This window comes from Candidatus Omnitrophota bacterium (assembly GCA_030688425.1).
In the GTDB taxonomy this organism is placed as follows: domain Bacteria; phylum Omnitrophota; class Gorgyraeia; order Zapsychrales; family JANLHA01; genus JAUYIB01.
This window is the reverse complement of the sequence record JAUYIB010000031.1, coordinates 16,978-34,345: the sequence shown is the minus strand read 5'-3', so window position 1 is coordinate 34,345 and position 17,368 is coordinate 16,978. Positions and strand designations below refer to the sequence as shown.

The 17,368-nt window shown below is 49.3% G+C and carries 20 protein-coding genes; 18 read left to right on the top strand and 2 right to left on the bottom strand.

The annotated features are described in order from the left end of the window. Positions 1-46 precede the first annotated feature (46 nt). The 18 genes from Q8Q08_12005 (at position 47) to Q8Q08_11920 (ending at position 15,375) form a co-directional block, all read left to right on the top strand. Positions 47-178, top strand: coding sequence for a hypothetical protein (locus Q8Q08_12005; protein MDP2654738.1), 132 nt, complete (start codon positions 47-49; stop codon positions 176-178). Between the two features lie 9 nt (positions 179-187). Further along, entirely contained in the window at positions 188-580 is a 393-nt protein-coding gene (locus Q8Q08_12000; protein ID MDP2654737.1) for a hypothetical protein, read from the top strand. Between the two features lie 214 nt (positions 581-794). Further along, positions 795-1,214, top strand: a complete 420-nt coding sequence (locus Q8Q08_11995) for an EamA family transporter (protein ID MDP2654736.1) — start codon at positions 795-797, stop codon at positions 1,212-1,214. A 100-nt stretch (positions 1,215-1,314) separates the two neighbouring features. After that, positions 1,315-3,396: an ATP-dependent DNA helicase RecG gene (recG, locus tag Q8Q08_11990; GenBank protein MDP2654735.1), complete on the top strand. Its 2,082-nt coding sequence runs from the start codon at positions 1,315-1,317 to the stop codon at positions 3,394-3,396. A gap of 54 nt (positions 3,397-3,450) precedes the next feature. Further along, positions 3,451-4,029, top strand: coding sequence for a 16S rRNA (guanine(966)-N(2))-methyltransferase RsmD (rsmD, locus tag Q8Q08_11985; GenBank protein MDP2654734.1), 579 nt, complete (start codon positions 3,451-3,453; stop codon positions 4,027-4,029). A gap of 58 nt (positions 4,030-4,087) precedes the next feature. Continuing rightward, positions 4,088-4,570 (top strand): pantetheine-phosphate adenylyltransferase, encoded by a 483-nt coding sequence (coaD, locus tag Q8Q08_11980; protein ID MDP2654733.1) that lies wholly within the window; start codon positions 4,088-4,090, stop codon positions 4,568-4,570. After that, positions 4,567-4,980, top strand: coding sequence for a DUF177 domain-containing protein (locus tag Q8Q08_11975; protein ID MDP2654732.1), 414 nt, complete (start codon positions 4,567-4,569; stop codon positions 4,978-4,980). Before coaD ends, Q8Q08_11975 begins: the two co-directional genes overlap by 4 nt. A 91-nt stretch (positions 4,981-5,071) precedes the next feature. After that, on the top strand, positions 5,072-5,272 hold the full coding sequence (gene rpmF / locus Q8Q08_11970) for a 50S ribosomal protein L32 (GenBank protein MDP2654731.1): 201 nt from the start codon (positions 5,072-5,074) through the stop codon (positions 5,270-5,272). 41 nt (positions 5,273-5,313) lie between these two features. Continuing rightward, the gene (gene plsX / locus Q8Q08_11965) at positions 5,314-6,306 is read left to right on the top strand and encodes a phosphate acyltransferase PlsX (GenBank protein ID MDP2654730.1); all 993 of its coding nucleotides are present in this window, start codon (positions 5,314-5,316) and stop codon (positions 6,304-6,306) included. Continuing rightward, positions 6,303-7,283 (top strand): beta-ketoacyl-ACP synthase III, encoded by a 981-nt coding sequence (locus Q8Q08_11960; GenBank protein MDP2654729.1) that lies wholly within the window; start codon positions 6,303-6,305, stop codon positions 7,281-7,283. Before plsX ends, Q8Q08_11960 begins: the two co-directional genes overlap by 4 nt. 44 nt (positions 7,284-7,327) lie before the next feature. Continuing rightward, a complete protein-coding gene (locus tag Q8Q08_11955; protein MDP2654728.1) occupies positions 7,328-7,714 on the top strand; it encodes a four helix bundle protein in 387 nt (128 codons plus the stop codon). Between the two features lie 127 nt (positions 7,715-7,841). After that, complete coding sequence (gene fabD, locus Q8Q08_11950; GenBank protein MDP2654727.1) at positions 7,842-8,762, top strand: ACP S-malonyltransferase; 921 nt, start codon at positions 7,842-7,844, stop codon at positions 8,760-8,762. A gap of 129 nt (positions 8,763-8,891) precedes the next feature. Beyond that, a complete protein-coding gene (locus tag Q8Q08_11945; GenBank protein MDP2654726.1) occupies positions 8,892-9,320 on the top strand; it encodes a 3-hydroxyacyl-[acyl-carrier-protein] dehydratase FabZ in 429 nt (142 codons plus the stop codon). Positions 9,321-9,323: 3 nt separating this feature from the next. Then, positions 9,324-10,559 (top strand): beta-ketoacyl-[acyl-carrier-protein] synthase family protein, encoded by a 1,236-nt coding sequence (locus Q8Q08_11940; protein ID MDP2654725.1) that lies wholly within the window; start codon positions 9,324-9,326, stop codon positions 10,557-10,559. An 8-nt stretch (positions 10,560-10,567) separates the two neighbouring features. Continuing rightward, positions 10,568-11,623 carry an SDR family oxidoreductase gene (locus Q8Q08_11935; GenBank protein MDP2654724.1) on the top strand — a complete coding sequence of 352 codons (1,056 nt, stop codon included), beginning with the start codon at positions 10,568-10,570 and terminating at the stop codon, positions 11,621-11,623. Beyond that, on the top strand, positions 11,616-13,796 hold the full coding sequence (locus tag Q8Q08_11930; protein ID MDP2654723.1) for an ATP-binding protein: 2,181 nt from the start codon (positions 11,616-11,618) through the stop codon (positions 13,794-13,796). The genes Q8Q08_11935 and Q8Q08_11930 overlap by 8 nt, the downstream gene beginning before the upstream one ends. A 26-nt stretch (positions 13,797-13,822) precedes the next feature. Then, positions 13,823-14,191, top strand: a complete 369-nt coding sequence (locus Q8Q08_11925) for a response regulator (protein MDP2654722.1) — start codon at positions 13,823-13,825, stop codon at positions 14,189-14,191. Next, positions 14,188-15,375: an HD domain-containing protein gene (locus Q8Q08_11920; protein ID MDP2654721.1), complete on the top strand. Its 1,188-nt coding sequence runs from the start codon at positions 14,188-14,190 to the stop codon at positions 15,373-15,375. The genes Q8Q08_11925 and Q8Q08_11920 overlap by 4 nt, the downstream gene beginning before the upstream one ends. Here the strand turns inward: Q8Q08_11920 and Q8Q08_11915 are convergent. Both Q8Q08_11915 and Q8Q08_11910 read right to left on the bottom strand, forming a co-directional pair. Next, positions 15,365-16,993 (bottom strand): ATP-binding protein, encoded by a 1,629-nt coding sequence (locus Q8Q08_11915; GenBank protein ID MDP2654720.1) that lies wholly within the window; start codon positions 16,991-16,993, stop codon positions 15,365-15,367. The two genes, Q8Q08_11920 and Q8Q08_11915, sit on opposite strands and share 11 nt — an antisense overlap. Continuing rightward, entirely contained in the window at positions 16,983-17,348 is a 366-nt protein-coding gene (locus Q8Q08_11910) for a response regulator (GenBank protein ID MDP2654719.1), read from the bottom strand. The genes Q8Q08_11915 and Q8Q08_11910 overlap by 11 nt, the downstream gene beginning before the upstream one ends. Between the last annotated feature and the right edge of the window lie 20 nt (positions 17,349-17,368).

Sequence of the window (17,368 nt, the reverse complement as noted above, 5' to 3'; positions counted from 1 at the left end):
CTCTCGCGCGTTTTGCGGGATTTTATTTTTCAGGAAGGTCTTTATTATGTCAAAATTCATCCGGGAATTCATTCTTTTTTTTGAGAAGCTGTCCGCGTCAGGCCGGCATGGCCGGGTGTCCGGGCCCGAGGAAAGATTTTTTAGAATTTCTTTTGCCCGCGCCACGGCCTTTTGCTAAAATGAAATCATGAAACAGGAACTCGACAATGTATTATTGGAGATATGCGAATCCGATCCCCGGTATCGGCAGGGAGCCTACGAATTCGTTCTGTCTTCGCTGACGTTCACCCAGAAAAAATTCCGGCGCAGCAAGCACGTCACCGGCGTGGAGCTCCTCGAGGGGATCAAAGATCTTCTCATGGAGCAGTTCGGTCCGATGGCCCTGTCGGTCCTGCAGCATTGGGGCGTCCGCAGTACCGAGGATTTCGGCAATATCGTTTTTAACCTTGTGGAGCGAAAAATCCTCAGCAAAACGGAAGAGGACAGCATCGACGGATTTAAGGATAAATACGATTTTGCAGAAGTTTTCGACAAGGGATACCGGTCGTTGCTGGCCAAGAAGATCAGCCGGATGAGATGACCCGCGCGGATTTCAGCGCGGAGGGTTTTTAAAGACAGGGTTGCTATCGACCTTGTCTTTTGTTTTTTAATGAGGCTGCGACTTATGGAGTGTCAGCGAATATAAGTCGTTTGGCCACCTGCCTGCCGCAGGAATTAACCCTGTGAATCGTGAGCGAGCTTTACGCACGAACGTTTGCGGAACAGGGGCGTCCATCCAACAGAAAGGACAGGGCATGAGTTGGTTCCTCTGGTCGGTATTGACGGCGCTGGTCTGGGGCTGCGTCCCTCCGCTGGAAAAGGTTGGATTATCAAAGATCGACCCGCTGACCGGTTTGTTTTTCCGTTGCGTCGGCGTGCTCATCGGCATCGTCATGTTGTACGTCTGGAAAAGCCGGGACATCCGGGCCTCCCTGGCAAACCCCCCACCCGGGATTGCCTTTCTCGTGCTGGGAGGCTTCCTGGCCAGCGTGGTGGGACAGGTTTTCTTTTATCATGCCCTCAAGTCGGGAGAGGCGTCTAAGGTCGTGCCGCTGGCCGCGGCGTATCCGCTGATCAGTTTTATTCTCGGCGTGCTTTTTCTGGGTGAAGAAATTACCCTTCTTAAAACGGGCGGATTATTTTGCATCCTGGCGGGTGTGGTCCTGTTAAAATAACTAAAATGGAAGATGGATGGTAGGGGATGGAAAACAGGATGAAGGCGGGATGGTTTTCCCGTCTTCCGTTTTCCATTTTCCATCTTCAGCCCTCGGCTTTATGAAATCCTTGCGTGAAATATCCATCCAGTACATCAAAGGCGTCGGTCCGGCGCGTGCCAGGCTTTTTAAGAATCTGGGCATAGAGACCGTCGAGGACCTTCTTTATCTTTTCCCCCGGAGGTATGAGGACCGCACCCAAATGACGCCGATCGCCATGCTCAAATTGGGCGAGACCCAGACGGTCAGCGGTAAAGTCGTGGGCAAGGCGTCCCGCCGCAGCTGGTACACGCGCAAACATGTGTCTGAAGCGGTGATTGATGATGGAAGCGGCCGCCTGTTTGCCGTTTGGTTTAATCAGCCCTATCTGGAGAGGTACTTCAAGCCGGGGCTCCGGGTCGTGCTTTACGGCAAAACGGAAGTTTACAAGAAACGTTTGCAGATGATCTCGCCGGAATACGAAATCATCACTGAACAGGACGCCGGCTTGAACACCGGGCGGATCGTCCCGATCTATCCTTTGACGAGGGGCATCACCCAGCGTTATCTGCGGAAGGTCGTGCGCGCCTCTCTGGATAAATGCAGGGATGATTTGCAGGACATCCTGCCTGTCCCGGTTCGTAACAAGTGCCGCCTGCCGAATATCCGCCGGAGTATCGAAAATATCCATTTCCCCGAAAGCCCCGCGCTTCAGGAAGAGGCCATCAAAAGGATCTCTTTTGAGGAGTTCTTTTTATTTCAGCTTTCGGTGATCAAGCGGAGGATGGCGATCGTGTCCAAACCGGGGATTGAGCATGAAATCGACCTGGCCCTTGTTCAGGAATACGGGAAGGCGTTTCCGTTTTCCCTGACTCCGGCCCAGAAGCGGGTGATCGCGGAGATCGCGGCAGATATGCAGAAGCCCGCGCCCATGCTCCGTCTGCTCCAGGGGGACGTCGGCTCCGGGAAGACTTTGGTGGCCTTTTTCGGATGCGTGGCGGCCTGCCGCAGCGGACATCAGGCGGCTGTCATGGCCCCGACGGCGATCCTGGCCCGCCAACATTACCAGGCGGCGCAGGAGATGTTCGGCCGCGGCCCGTTTAGGGGTTTGCGTATGGCCTGCCTTGTCAGCGCCCTCAAACCCAGGGAGCGGGAGGACATTTTGGCCCGTTTGTTAAAGGGCGACATCAATCTGTTGATCGGCACCCACGCCCTTCTGGAGGAGGAGGTCAAATTCAAAAAATTGAGTTTTGTGGTCATTGATGAACAGCACAAGTTCGGCGTCCGGCAGAGGGCCTTGCTGTCCACCAAGGGAACAAACCCGGACGTCCTGGTCATGACCGCCACGCCCATCCCCAGGACGCTCAGCCTGACGTTGTTCGGGGACCTGGATGTTTCCGTGATCGACGAAATGCCGCCCGGCCGGGGGAAGGTGGAGACCCGCCTGTTTACCTCGGAACAGGCCGGGGAGGTTTACCGGACGGTGCGCGAGATGGCGGAAAAGGGACGCCAGGCCTATGTGGTCTATCCGATCATCGAAGAAAGCGAGAAGCTGGATCTTAAGGCCGCGCAGGCGATGTACCGGCATTTTTTGGAAAACGAGTTCAAAGGGCTGAATGTCGGGCTTCTTCACGGCCAGCTTTCGCGCGAGCAGACAGAGGAGGTCATGGGAAAATTCAGAAAGGGCGAGATCCAGATTTTGGTTGCCACAACGGTCCTGGAGGTCGGGGTGGATGTCCCACGGGCCAGCATCATGGTGGTGGAACACGCGGAACGTTTCGGGCTGTCCCAGCTCCACCAACTGAGGGGCCGCATCGGCCGCGGCCGGGACGACGGGCAGTGCCTGCTGATCGCCGACCCGGTGACAGAAGACGCCCAGGCCCGGCTGAAGGCGGTCCTGGCAACCACAGACGGTTTTAAAATTGCCCAGGAAGACCTGCTGATCCGCGGCCCTGGCCATTATTTCGGCCGTCACCAACATGGGCTTAACGAGCTTAAATTCGCGAATCCCGTGGCACAGATCGATATCCTGGAACTGGCCCGCAAGGAAGCGCTGGAGCTCACACACGCAGACCCGGAATTGGCATCGCCTGCAAACGGTGTTTTAAAAGATGTTATCGTTAAGCGGTATCCCAATTATCTTGATATGATAGGAGCGGGATGAAATCAAAGCGTACAGCGATTAGCGGATAGCGGATAGAACAGAGGGAGGACTGATTTGAAAATCATCGGTGGCAAATTCAAAGGGAAGAATTTTTTCATGCCGGCCGGCATCCGGCCGACGCAGAACATCATCCGCAAAGCGGTTTTTGATCTGTTGGGCAACGACATGGAGGGGGTGGAGTTCCTGGAGTTGTTTGCCGGAAGCGGGGCCGTGGGGTTTGAGGCCTTCTCCCGCGGCGCTAAAAAAGTGGCGATTGTGGAGCGGGATTTCAAGTGTATCAAGGTCATCCAGCAGAATATGGCCATGTTTGATCCCCCCGCCCGGCCGGGTGGGCAGGGGGCGGTGTGCGAACTGATCCAGTGCGACGCCTTTGTGGCGATCAAGCAGATGGCCTCGCAGAAGCGGAAGTTTGACGTGATCTTCCTGGACCCCCCCTACGGCGAGGAACTGGTAAAAAAAGCCTTGAATCTCCTGGCGGGCTATGATATATTACACCCCGATTGTTACATTATCATCGAGTTCCGCAAGGATGAAATTCTACCTGGTCTTAAAGGTAGATTTTCTGTTATTAGGGAGCGCTGTTACGGGTCCACATGCCTCGCTGTTTTGCAAAGGGAGAGCCCCCAAGCATAAACTCCTGCGAACAAAGACTTTATATTAATTTTTTCAAAAAACCACCTGACTGCCGACTATGGGAAATTCAGCCATATATCCGGGAAGCTTTGACCCTGTGACCAATGGGCACATTGACCTGATCCACCGCGCGACCCAGATTTTTACAACGGTCATCGTGGCGGTCACGGACAACCCGCGCAAGACCCCGATGTTCACCATCGAGGAGCGCGTGGACATGCTCAAAAAGGCCACGAAAAAGATGCGCGGCGTCCGGGTGGAATCGTTTGGCGGCCTGGTCATCAATTACGCGAAGAAAAAAAAGGTGAATGTCCTGATCCGGGGACTGCGGATGCTTTCGGATTTTGAATACGAATTCCAGATGGCCTTGACCAACCGCCGGCTGGCCGGAGACATCGAAACGGTCTTTTTGATGCCGTCGGAGAGCTATTCGTTCACTTCGTCGAATCTTCTGAAGGAGGCTGCGTTTTTGGGGGCCGACATTTCCTCGTTCGTGCCGAAATTTGTCGAAAAAAGTCTCAAGGAACGGTTGAAGACGTGAAAGTGAAGGTCCGCGACATCCCCCTCGACGGGCTTGACCTGACCGAGACGTTGAAGGCCTCCGAGATCGGGCTTGAGGACAAGGATATCAAGTGCCTGGGACCGCTGGAAATCAGCGCCCACGTGGAGAAGGCCCAGGATGCTGTGATCGCCAGCGTCGGGGTGAAGGGGCATTACGAATTCACGTGTCTGAGGTGCCTGGACCCGGTCGAGTGCCGATTGAGCGACAATTTTGATTTGTATTTTGACGTCGATTCCACGGTTGAATACGTCGACCTGGGGGAGGACCTCCGCCAGGAGATGATCGTGGCGTACTGCGCCGAAGTCCTGTGCAAGGACGATTGCAAAGGGATGTGCCTGACATGCGGGGCAAATTTGAACCACGAAGAGTGTAAGTGTCATAAGAAATAAGGAGCGCGCGAACACACGAGCACAGGTCCGCAAAAACAGGGTCCCCGGTGCTTATCAAGTTCCGGGCTCGTAACTCACGGAGAATAAAAACATGGCAAATCCAAAACGTCAACATTCCAAGCAGAGATCCCGCAAGCGCCGCACGCACTGGAAAATCCGGCTTTCCGGCGTTGGCCCCTGCTCCAACTGCAAGAGTCTCATCGTCCCCCACCGGGTCTGCCCGTTCTGCGGCTTCTACAAGGGCAAGCAGATCGTCGCGGTCAAGGCCAAAGAAGAAAAAGCGCAGGCGTAAATTTTCCTTGAGCACTTAACCTTCCACCGAGGGAGTGAAAAGTGAAAATCGTCGTTGATGCCATGGGGGGTGATCATGCCCCGGCCGCGGTTATTGCTGGGGTTGTCGACGCCCTGAAGACCTATGACATCAACATCGCGCTGATCGGCATCAAGGACCGTGTCGAGCAGGAACTCAAAGCTTGGAAGTACCCAAAAGACAGAATTGAAGTCATTCACGCGCCGGAAGTGGTTGAAATGCACGACCCGGCGACCGCCAGCATCCGCAAGAAGCGGAATTCTTCCATCACCCTCGGCCTTGAGCTGATCAAAGACCCTGCCTACAACGCCTTCATCAGCGCCGGCAACACCGGCGCCGTCGTGGCCGCGGCCACGGTCAATCTCGGCATGATCCCCGGCGTCGAACGGCCGGCTATCGGGTTGACCATCCCCACCTTAAAAGATCTCGCCTTTCTCATTGACGTCGGCGCCAACACCGATCCCAAACCCGAGCACCTGATGCAGTGGGCGCTCATGGCGGGGGTGTATGTCCGCGAAGTCATGGGAGTGGCCAATCCCGGCATCGGGCTTTTGAATATCGGGGAGGAAGCCGTCAAGGGAACGGATTTTGTCAAAGACACGCACAAACTTCTCTCCGAGCACCTGCCGAATTTCATCGGCAACATCGAAGCCAATGAGGTCTATACCGGCAAATGCGAATGCATCATCTGCGACGGTTTTGTCGGCAATGTTGTCCTGAAGGTCTCCGAAGGGCTGGCGGAATCGGCCACCAAGCTCATCAAGCGCGAGGTCCAAAAGAACCCCCTGGCGATCCTCGGCGCTCTCCTGATGAAACCGGCATTGCGAAACGTTAAACGTATATCCGACTATTCCGAATACGGCGGCGCGCCCCTCCTGGGGGTCAAAGGCATTGTCATGATCAGCCACGGCCGCTCCAGTCCCAAGGCCATCAAGAACGCCATCCGAAAGACCATGCAGGAAATCGAGCACAACATCATTGAGTGTATGACCCGAGAGATAGGTGCCAAGGCATGAGCAAGAACGTCGGCATCCTGGGTGTCGGATCGTATGTCCCCGAACGTATCCTGACGAATTACGATCTCGAAAAGTTGGTGGAAACGACCAACGAGTGGATCGTGACCCGCACGGGGATCAATGAGCGGCGTATTGCCCACAAAGGCGAACGGACGAGCCACCTCGCGGTCAAGGCCGCTCTCGCCGCTTTGAAAAGCGCGGGCCTGGACGCTTCGAAGGTCGAGCTCATCGTCGTCGGGACCATTAGCCCCGATAGCAATTTTCCCTCGGTCGCCTGCCTTGTCCAAAAAGCCATCGGAGCCAGGCATGCCACGGCTTTTGACGTGAGCGCCGCCTGCTCAGGATTCCTTTACGCCATGACCGTCGCGAAACAGTTTGTCGCGGCCGGATCGCACAAAAACGCACTGGTGATCGCCGCGGAAAAAATCACGTCCCTGATCGACTGGAGCGACCGCGGCACCTGCGTTCTGTTCGGGGACGGCGCCGGGGCCTGCGTCCTGGGGCCTGTCAGCGGCGAGCGGGGGATCATCTCCGAATACCTGCACTCCCAGGGACAATTCGGCGAGTTGATGGCGGTCATCACCGAAGACCGCGAACCGCTCAACCAAAAAGAAAGAACCATGCCGATCCCGAAGGTCGTCATGCAGGGGCAGGAATTGTTTAAGATCGCTGTCAAGTCCATGGCGGAAGCGGTTGAAATCGCGGTCAAAAAGGCGGGGCTGAAGCTCGCGGAAATCGACTGCGTTGTGCCTCACCAGGCCAACGATCGCATCATTTCGGCAGTTGCCAAAAAATTGCGCATTCCGAAAGACAAGATTTTTATCAATATCCACAAGTATGGCAACATGTCCGCCGCCTCCATCGCCGTGGCCCTTTGCGAGGCCGTCGAGCAAAAGAAGATCAAAAAAGGCAGCCGTGTCGTCCTGGTGACGTTCGGGGCGGGACTGGTCAGCGCCGCGAATGTGGTGGTTTGGTGAGGGAGACGTAGGTCACAAAGTCACAAGTCACACGACACAAGCAAATGCTCGTGACCCCAGAGCGAAAGGGGGAACGAGTGGAAAAGGGATACAAGAAGTTAATCGTTTGGCAAGTTGCGGATGAGTTGGCATATCAAATATATGTTGCAAGCCGGGCGTTCCCGAAGGAGGAGATATACGGGATAACTTTCCAAATACGAAGAGCCGCGGTCTCAATACCAACGAATATCAGTGAATCTTCAGGATGTCAAAATAAAGGGGAGTCGAAGCGATTTTTGAATATTGCGTTGGGCTCATTGTCGGAAACGGAGTATCTGTTGGAGTTTTGCAGAAGGCTGAACTATTTGGATGAAACCAAGTTCAATGAATTGGAGTCATTGCGTCAGAAAGTCGGAGCACTCTTATGGAAGTTTTACAGGAGTTATTGTTAGCCTTTACGTGTGCCCCCTGTGACGTGTGCCCCCTGTGACGTGTGCCCCTGTGACCCTGTGCCGTGTGACCTGTGCCGTGTGACCCTGTGGCCAATATCTATACGCTAAACGCTCTACGCTCTCCGCTATGATAAGTGTCGCTCTCATTTTTCCAGGGCAAGGCGCCCAGTATGTCGGGATGGGGAAGGAGTTTTATGACTCCTCATCGCCGGCGCGGGAGGTCTTTGACCGGGCCGATCAGGTCCTGAAAAACGGTTTAAGGGACGTCATTTTCAACGGGCCGGCCGAGAAATTAACCGCGACCGCCTATTGTCAGCCGGGAATATTCACCTTCAGCATGGCGGCGTTGAAGGCGCTCGAAGCCCATCCGAAATATAAGAATTATACCGTGAAATTTACCGCCGGGTTGAGCCTGGGCGAGTATTCCGCCTTGGCCGCGGCAGGCAACCTGTCCTTCGAAGACACGCTCCGGCTGGTGGAGCGCCGTTCCGCCCTGATGGAGGAAGCCACCAAGATGAACAAAGGGTCGATGGCCGCCATTATCGGTTTTGACAAAGACAAGCTCGTCGAGATTTGCCAAAAGACCGGGGCGGAAGTCGCCAACTTCAATTCTCCGAAACAAATTGTCATTACCGGCCACGCCGCCAAGGTGGAGGAGGCCTGCAAGCTGATCAAGGAGGCTGGCGCTAAAACCGTGATCCCCCTGGATGTCAGCGGCGCTTTCCATTCCTCGCTCATGAAGCCGGCCGCGGAGAAATTTGTGGACGTTCTTGAAACCGTTGCCATCCGGCCTTCAACCGTTTCCGCAGTTAGCAATGTGGACGGGAGATCCTCCCAGGATCCCGAAGTCATCCGCAGGAAGCTGGCCGAACAGATCACGTCCTCTGTCCAGTGGGTTGAAACCATCCAGCACATCGCCAGCCAGGGCGTTACTGATTTCATCGAGATCGGCCCCGGCAAAGTCCTTGCCGGTCTTATCAAGCGGACCGATCCCACCCTCCGGGTTTTCAACATCGAAAAACCGGCCGACATCGAACTGTTTCCGTAATTCATCTTTCCGCATCCTTTTCGCCGATACAAAGGGGTATTTTTATTGAATTCTCCTTGAGGTCGGCCCGCCTTCGCCCTATAATAAGTTATATTAATATAACTTAATAACCCCGAATAAGTTATATCCATGCCCACCATTGAGTATGAAGAATTGAAAAAAATCCTTCCTCACGCCTATCCCTTTGTCCTTATTGACAGAGTGCTGGATTACAAAGAAGGGGAGAGCCTGGTGGCTGTGAAAAACATCACCAGCAACGAATGGCCGAATGCCCACCAGCAGGAACATTATCCCGAGACCCTCTTGATCGAAGCCGCCGCCCAGGCGGCTTTAGTTTTATATCATGTGACGAAGGTGAAGGATTCCCCCCATAAGCCGCGCTATGCCATTGGTAAGGTCCTGGTGGAGTTTTTCCGTCCCGTCAATATCGGCTCCTCCGTTCAGTTTTCCGCCAAGATGCAAAAAGTTGTCAGCTTTGGCGGGTTAGCGAATTGTGTGATCAGCGGGCAAGGATCTGCGGTCGGCGAGCTTAATTTATTTTATAGCGTCAGGACATAATTTATGAATAAGTCCGATAAAGGAAAACCAGTCAATCGACGAGTTGTTGTCACCGGCCTTGGGGTCGTGTCGTCGATCGGGATTGGGTGGGAAGAGTTTTGGAAGAATTTAATCGCTGGGAAATCGGGAATTTCTCGAATTGTAAGTTTTGATACTAGTGTTTTTGGGAAATATTTCGGTGGAGAAATTAAAAATTTTAATCCGGCAATGTACCTCTCTCCAGCACGGATGAATAAAATAGGCCGCACCTCACAGTTTGCTATAGCGGCTGCAAAAATGGCGTTATCCGATGCCGCCATGACTTCTTTAAACAGAATTGCTTGTCGCGCAGGTGTTTGCGTCGGGACAACCATGGGAGAGCCGCAGACATTAGAGAAAATTAATAGTGTCCGATTTTTAAGGGGATTGAAGTTTGTGAATCCGTATTTAATGAATATTTACCCTGCAAATGTAATTTCCTTAAATTTGTCACAAGAATTAGGTTTTAAGAATGTAAGTGTTGTATTTGCAAATGCATGTTCTGCAGGGAACTATTCTATCGGGTATGCGTTTGATTGCATCAAAGCAGGGAATATAGATATTGCGTTAGCTGGAGGAGTTGATTCGATTACAAGATTAAACTTTACCGGCTTTAATAGACTGATGTCAACTGCTGAGGAAAAATGCAGGCCGTTTGATAAGAATAGACAGGGCATTTTGGTAGGGGAAGGTGCAGGTATGCTAATTTTGGAGAGCATAGAATCAGCAAGGAAGAGGGGGGCAAGAATTTATGCGGAGATATTGGGTTATGGGCTGTCTTGTGATTCTCTACACATGACAGACCCCTCCGAACAGGGAATAGTTTCCTGTGTTAATAATGCGCTGGAGAATGCGGGAGTTAAACCGGAACAGATTGATTACATTAGCGCGCACGGCACTGGCACTAGGCTAAACGACATGATGGAGGCGAGAGCTGTTAATCGTGTTTTTACACATTGCCCCAATCGCCCTCCCATTAGTTCAATTAAATCGATGCTGGGGCATGCTATGGGTGCTGCGTCTGCCATAGAGGCTATCGCTTGCTGTTTGGCGATGGAGAAGGGCGTTATTCCACCGACTATTAATTATTCTACTCCAGACCCTGATTGCCCCGTGGATTGTGTCCCTAATAAATCGCGTCCTACAAAATTACGTTGTGTTTTGAATAATTCTTTTGCCTTCGGTGGTAACAACGCATGCGTAGTATTTAAAAAAATATAATAAGATTTATGGCAAATTTATTAATAACAGGTGGAACAGGCGTATTGGGATCTAACATCCTGTGCTATTTATTGCGGTATTCCAAGGATAAGTTGTTTTTATTGGCGAGAGGCGATCGGAATGATATCCAAGAGAAGATTTCAAATTTAACAAATGCTCAATCTTTACGCAGAGTCGAAATCATCAATGGCGATATCATTTATAAGAATTTGGGTATTGAGAAAAATGTTATTCATTCTTTATTTAAGAAGATCGATCAGGTTTATCATTGCGCTGCAATTACAGGGTTCCGTCTGCCCCTTAAGAATGCTCGATTAGTTAATGTTAGTGGAACGCGTAACGTGATGGATTTTGCAAAGAATTGCCGGAAATTAAATAAAGTTCATTATATTAGCACAACGTTTTTGCTGGGGAACAGAAAACATGTCTTGAGGGAGAGAGATCTTGACATCGGGCAGGGTTTCAATAATAGTTATGAAGAGAGCAAGTTTGAAGCTGAAGTTTTGGTAAATCGTTATCGAAAGTATGGGCTTAATGTCTATATTTATCGCCCCAGTATAATTGTCGGTCACTCCAAGACGGGTAGAATTGCAAATTTTAAATTGTTTTTTGAGACGTTGAAGTTATTTTCAGTTGGCATATACAAAAAAATCCCTGTTGATTTGAAAGTGGAACACAACTTGATCCCCGTTGATATTGCGGCGCGAGCCATATGTATTATTTCACAGCGAGAATCTAAAGGGGAAACTTACCATATCATAAACAAAGAGAATATTTTGTGTTTTGATTTTATGGAAGCAGCCGCTAGGTATTTTGGCTATGAGAATCCTCGATGGGTTTCCCCTGAAAAGTTCTCTTTTTCTGAATTTACTCCTGTGCAACATCATTTGATTGCCCCTTTTTTACCATATTTTCAGTACAGGGGTGGTTTTGCTGCAGAAAGGACATGCGAAATTTTAGAAAAGTATAATTTTGTTCAACCCGCGCCACGAGTGGATTTTTTTAATAAAATGTTCGAATACTGCGAGAAGGTCGGATTTATAAAACGAAAAATTTATGCTTAATATTCCTGCAATATTAAACTTTGCTGCGTCTTCTTATTTGTTCTTGTTTAATATCATTGTTTATTTCAAGAACAGCAAATCGAAAGTAAATGCCGCCTTTGCATTTTTCGGGCTAACAATTTGTTTGTGGTTGGCTTCTTTTGGGATGGCGTATTCATGTAGTGACCAATCTTTGAAGATTGCCTTGTTCAGGGTCGGGTACATCGGGATCATATTAATTCCGATAAATTTTCATTTATTTCTGAACTACTTGCTTGGCAAACCCCGGCCAATATTATTGAGGGTCGGATATGGACTGGCTGCATTCTTCCTTTTTCTAAATTTCTCGCCCTTCCCATTAGTTGATGGGGTATATGTCTATTCTTGGGGGATATATCCCAAGGTTTCGCATCTTTATCACCCCATCTTTCTTATTTACTTCAATTCTCTCTTTTCTTACGCTTTCTTTTTGCTTATCAAGGCCTCCTTTTTTGATAAGCATAGCAGCGAAATCCAGCGAACAAAAATTCGCTACATTTTAGTCGGTTCTTGTTTCGGCGTGTTTGGCTCCATTGATAATTTGGCAAGTTACGGGCTGGATTTTTATCCGATGGGTTTTCTATTTATGATTGTTTACCCATCGATTTTATCATATGCGATTTTGCGATACCGTCTTTTGGACATATCAATCGCAATTACCCGAACTGGTATTTTTGTCGGAACATACAGTTTTGTTCTGGGGATTCCTTTCGCCATAGCATTTGGATTGAAGGAATACTTGCTTGGCGTATTTAAAGAAAACTGGTGGATGTTCCCACTGGTTTGTTCTACGGTCTTGGCGACAGCGGGCCCATTTTTGTATCTTTATATACAAAAGAAAGCGGAGGATAGGTTGTTTGAAGAACAACATAGATATCAAACAACATTGCGCCAAGCGTCCGGGGGTATGGGACGTGTTAAAGATTTAAATCGACTTGTGGCATTAATCGCCCATATTGTTACGCGTACAGTTCGCCTTGATTATGCTGCTGTTTATTTGTTTGATAAGGCGACAAGTAAATTTAAACTTGGGGCTGTTAAATCATACTCTGCGAGAGATGCATTTGTTAACGGTGAGATATCTGAAGATTCTGCATTAATTCAATATTTGTTAGGGGCACGAGCGCCAGTTGTAAGAGATGAAATAAAGCAACGGACCGAAGATTTTGGTGATTTAAGTTTAGCAAGGGTGGAATTAGCCATGTTAGAGTTGAGCGCTGCGGTCGCTGTCCCCAGCCTTATTGATGATAAGATGTTAGCAATTATTATTTTGGGGAGAAAGTTATCAGGAAGGCAATATACAGAAGACGATCTCAATGTCTTTTCTATCCTTGCCAATCAAGCCGCTCTTGCCATTGAAAATGCACAATTTTATGAAGATATGAAGCATAAAAATGAACAGTTGTTTAAGGCCGAGAAAATGGCCACAATCGGGACGATGGCGGATGGATTGTCGCATCAGATCAACAATCGGCTTCATGCCTTGGGGTTCATCGCGAGCGATGTCCTGGATACGCTTAAATTGAAAAAAGATGCCCCGATGACTCCCGAGATTAAGGAGGTCATGGTCGATATTGAACACGCCTTGAGCCGCATCCAGGAAAATGTGACTCAGGGTGGGGAGATTGTCCGGGGGCTCTTAAAATATAGCCGTAAGGGAGAGGAGGGCATGGGGCCGGTTGATCTTGATCAACTGATCAGCGCGGCGGTTGAAATGACCCAGTTCAAGATCAAGCCAGGGGAGTTGAAGATCCTTCGCGAGTACGGCCAGGATATTCCCAAGCTTAAGGGAAATTTTACCCAGCTTCAGGAAGTCTTTTTTAACATGATTGACAACGCGTATGATGCTATGATGCAACGGAAGAGTGAATTTAAGGAGCCGGGGTACGAGGCGACCATCCGTGTGTCCGCTGTTGCAAATGGGAATGGCCATTTAGACATTTTTATTGAAGACAACGGGATCGGGGTAAAAGACGAGGACAAGAAGAAGCTTTTCACCCCATTTTTTACGACAAAGTTGTCGAGTAAAAAAGGGACCGGCTTAGGGCTCTATGTGATCCAGAAAATCATAGAAGAGAATCATGGTGGGAAAGTTTCTTACGAATCGTTTTATAAAAAGGGGACCAAGGCTCACCTCTGTTTGCCTGTTGTTTAAATTTTGTTATGGAGAGGAGCGGTGCGATGTCTAAGTTGTTGATTGTCGATGATGAAATCGACATTAGGGAGTTTGCAAAGAATTTCTTCAGGAAGCGCCACATTGATGTATTTACGGCATCAGGGGGGAACGAGGCGCTGGAAATCATTAAAACGGAAAGCCCGGACCTTGTCCTTCTGGATGTCCGGATGGAGGATTTTACCGGCGTGGAGCTTTTAAGGAAATTGCGCCAGGAACAGAATCAGTCGAAAGTCATCATGGTCTCCGGTGTTGAAGATGAGGAGACGGTATCCGAGGCAAAAAGTCTGGGAGTTCTCGGATTTATTCATAAGCCGTTGATCCTGGACGAGCTTGAAAAGATCGTCCTGAAGGAATTGCAACCGCCAACAGCATGAAAATTACCCACATTGACTATAAAAAGGAACTTGAAGCCGCCAGCAAGGGCATGATCATGATTCACGAGCCGGAATTGCTGATCCGGCTCATTGTCCGCATGATTGTGCGCAAGGTGGAAATCAAGCACGCCGGGATGATCCTGTTTGATACCAGGCGGAATTCCTATGTTTTGACGATTTCTAAAGGGGAGACGGGTGTAAAAGTCCCTGCCGGCTATGCCCGTTTAACAAGGGAATCCCCTTTGATCAAATTATTCACACACAAAGCCTACCGGCCGCTGACCCTTAATAAAAGTGCGATCATTTCCCAGGACATCAACAAGATGATCTGGCAGGAAAGCGTCATCAGCAATGGCAACGGCATTAAAGAGCTTTTGCACCACGTTGGGGATCAGATGCAGATGTTTAATGCCGTGGCCTGTGTCCCGGCGTATTACCGGGACAAGCTCCTGGCGATTCTGTTGCTGGGGGAGAAAAATGACGGCACTAAATTTGAGCAAGAGGAGCTGGATTTTTTCTCGGCGCTGGCCCACGACGTGGCCATGGCTATCCGGAACGCCCAACTGTTCAATAATCTAAAGAAGGAAGCCCAGAAAAACAAGGATCTCTTTTTGCGCACAACGATCGTCCTGGGTTCTACGATTGAAGCCAAAGATAAATACACGTCCGGCCACACCGAGCGGGTTACCCAGTATTCCTTGACGATTGCCCGTCAGATGCTGGCCAACGGCTCGGCGAATTTTCCGGAGTCTTTCTTCGATAACCTTTACATCTCCGGGATGTTGCATGACATCGGCAAAATCGGCATCCCCGAAACCATTTTGAATAAAAATGGTCCCCTGACCCAAGAAGAAATGGAGATCATGAAGCGGCACACGATCCATGGTGTTGAAATCCTTGCCCCCTTATCGGAGTTGAAGGAGAGCTTGTCCGGCGTCCGGTCCCACCATGAGCGTTATGACGGCAACGGCTACCCGGATCATTTAAAGGGGGAGGATATCCCCATGATTGCCGCGATTATCGCGGTTGCCGATTCCTACGATGCGATGACGACCGACCGGCCGTACAGGAAGGGGCTAAGCAGTGCGCAGGCCATTGAGGAGATTAAAAAGCAAATTGGAAAACAATTTAACCCGAAGCCGGCCCGGGCGATGGTCGAATTGTTTGAAATGGCTAAGATTTGATTTCATTTGTAGTGCCCTGGACTGGGAGTTCAATAATAAATTTTGTGCCTTTCCCCAAAGCGCTTTCCACGCGAATGCTCCCACCGTGTTCCTTGATGATTCCGTAAGTGATAGCAAGCCCTAACCCTGTCCCCCGGTCCTTTTTTGTAAAAAAGGGATCAAAGATGTGGGGGAGGTCATTTTTATCGATACCTATTCCTGTGTCACTGATTGCGCAACGGAACAACCCCGCGGTGGGGTTGCTGGTTTCGATGGCAAGAGTCCCGCCGTTTTTCATGGCGTCCAACGCATTTAAGAAAATGTTGAGCAGGGCCTGCTTCAACTGATTTGCATCCGCCAACGGCATGGATGCCGCGTTGAGATTTAGTGAAATGTTGATTTGATGTTTAAGAAATTCGTTGTTCAGCAAGGTCAGGGTATCGCTAATGATAAGATGGACATCAGTTATTTTTAAAAGTGGTGGGGTGGGCTTGGCAAATTCGAGGAGCTGGTGGACAAGGTTGTCTATTCTGTCAACTTCGTGGCCCACAATGCGGGAGAACTTTTTCAGGAATTCAGGGTCGTTCTTTTTTGGGTCGAGATATTCCGTAAATGTTTTTATTGATGTGAGAGGGTTTTTAATTTCATGGGCAAGGCCGCTAGCCAGGGTGGCGATGGCGTGAAGCTTTTCACTATTTGCTACCTCTCTCCAAAGGTGTTCATTCTCTTCCGCAATTTCTATGGGGGTTCCCTTGAGGAAATGCCGATCTAAGAATTCCTGGATTTGGTTCCGCAGTGGTATAAACATTAGTGCGACCAAAGTGGCAATAAATATTGAATAGGGCAGGTTGTTGTATTGAAAAAAACCTTGAAATATGCGCTCAAATGATAGGACCATAATTACATAAGTTAATGAAATTAATGTCAACAGGCAGGAGTATATAATTCCCTTTTTTATGATTATATTTACATCTAACAGATGATGCCTAATTGTGGCATAGCCCACGACAATTAAAAAAAGCACGGCAAATAAGTACCCAGCAGGGTAGATTTCTTTGCCATAATTTGGCAAATAGTCCAGGCATGCTGTAGAAAAGAATAACAATGCCAGCAATATATACTTGGCGTGGCGGGTTTTTTCTAAATTTCCTTGGTTGAAGATCGTGATTTGCACTAACGGAAGGTACGTTATAAAAACAACACTAAGAAAATAAATCAGAAAGAAAGGATGGGCTATACCAGCTTTCGGATACATCCCCCAAAAATATGGGATCGGGTCTCCGATGATAATGTTAGTGGTAAGGATTAAATATATAAAACATGCCCCAATGCAGTAAATAATTTTTGTCCATTTTTTATATGAGTGTATATTAAAAAGAGCTGTAATGAGTTGAAAAAGGGCCCCGGGTATTATTGCGACACTGCTAAATCCAATTCTTTGTAAAAGGGATATCAGGCCTTTCTCTGATAGAGAGAAACTGATTGCGTAAGTTAAGAGCCAAATTGTTGTAAAAAGGCACAAGAGAAAAAATGCGTGATTCTTGGGCGAAGAGAAATTTTTGTGGAGAGTAAAAAGTCCAAATCCAAGAATAAAAATTGCGCTAGCCGCGGGAGGGATTGAATATGGGTTAATTTGCATGTGATAAGTTCTTCCTCGCCGCCCCCAGTATCTCCTCCGCCTTAAACGGCTTCACAATATACCCTGATGCTCCAAGGCGGACGGCTTCTGTGGCGGTTTCCACGGATTTGTAGCCGGTGATGATGATGACTTTTTTATCCGGATGCTTCGCTTTGACCTCTTTAAGGATTTCCAGCCCGTTGACCTGCGGCATTTTGATGTCCAGCAGGACCAATTTGACGTCTTTGGAATTCCTAAGGCACTCCAGGCATTGTTCCCCCGACGTCGTTAAAATCAATTCATAATAATCCCCCAGGATCAGTTTCAGGGATTCTCTCACGCCTTCTTCATCGTCACAGATCAGGATTTTGTTCATTTTGCCTCCAAATGAAGAAT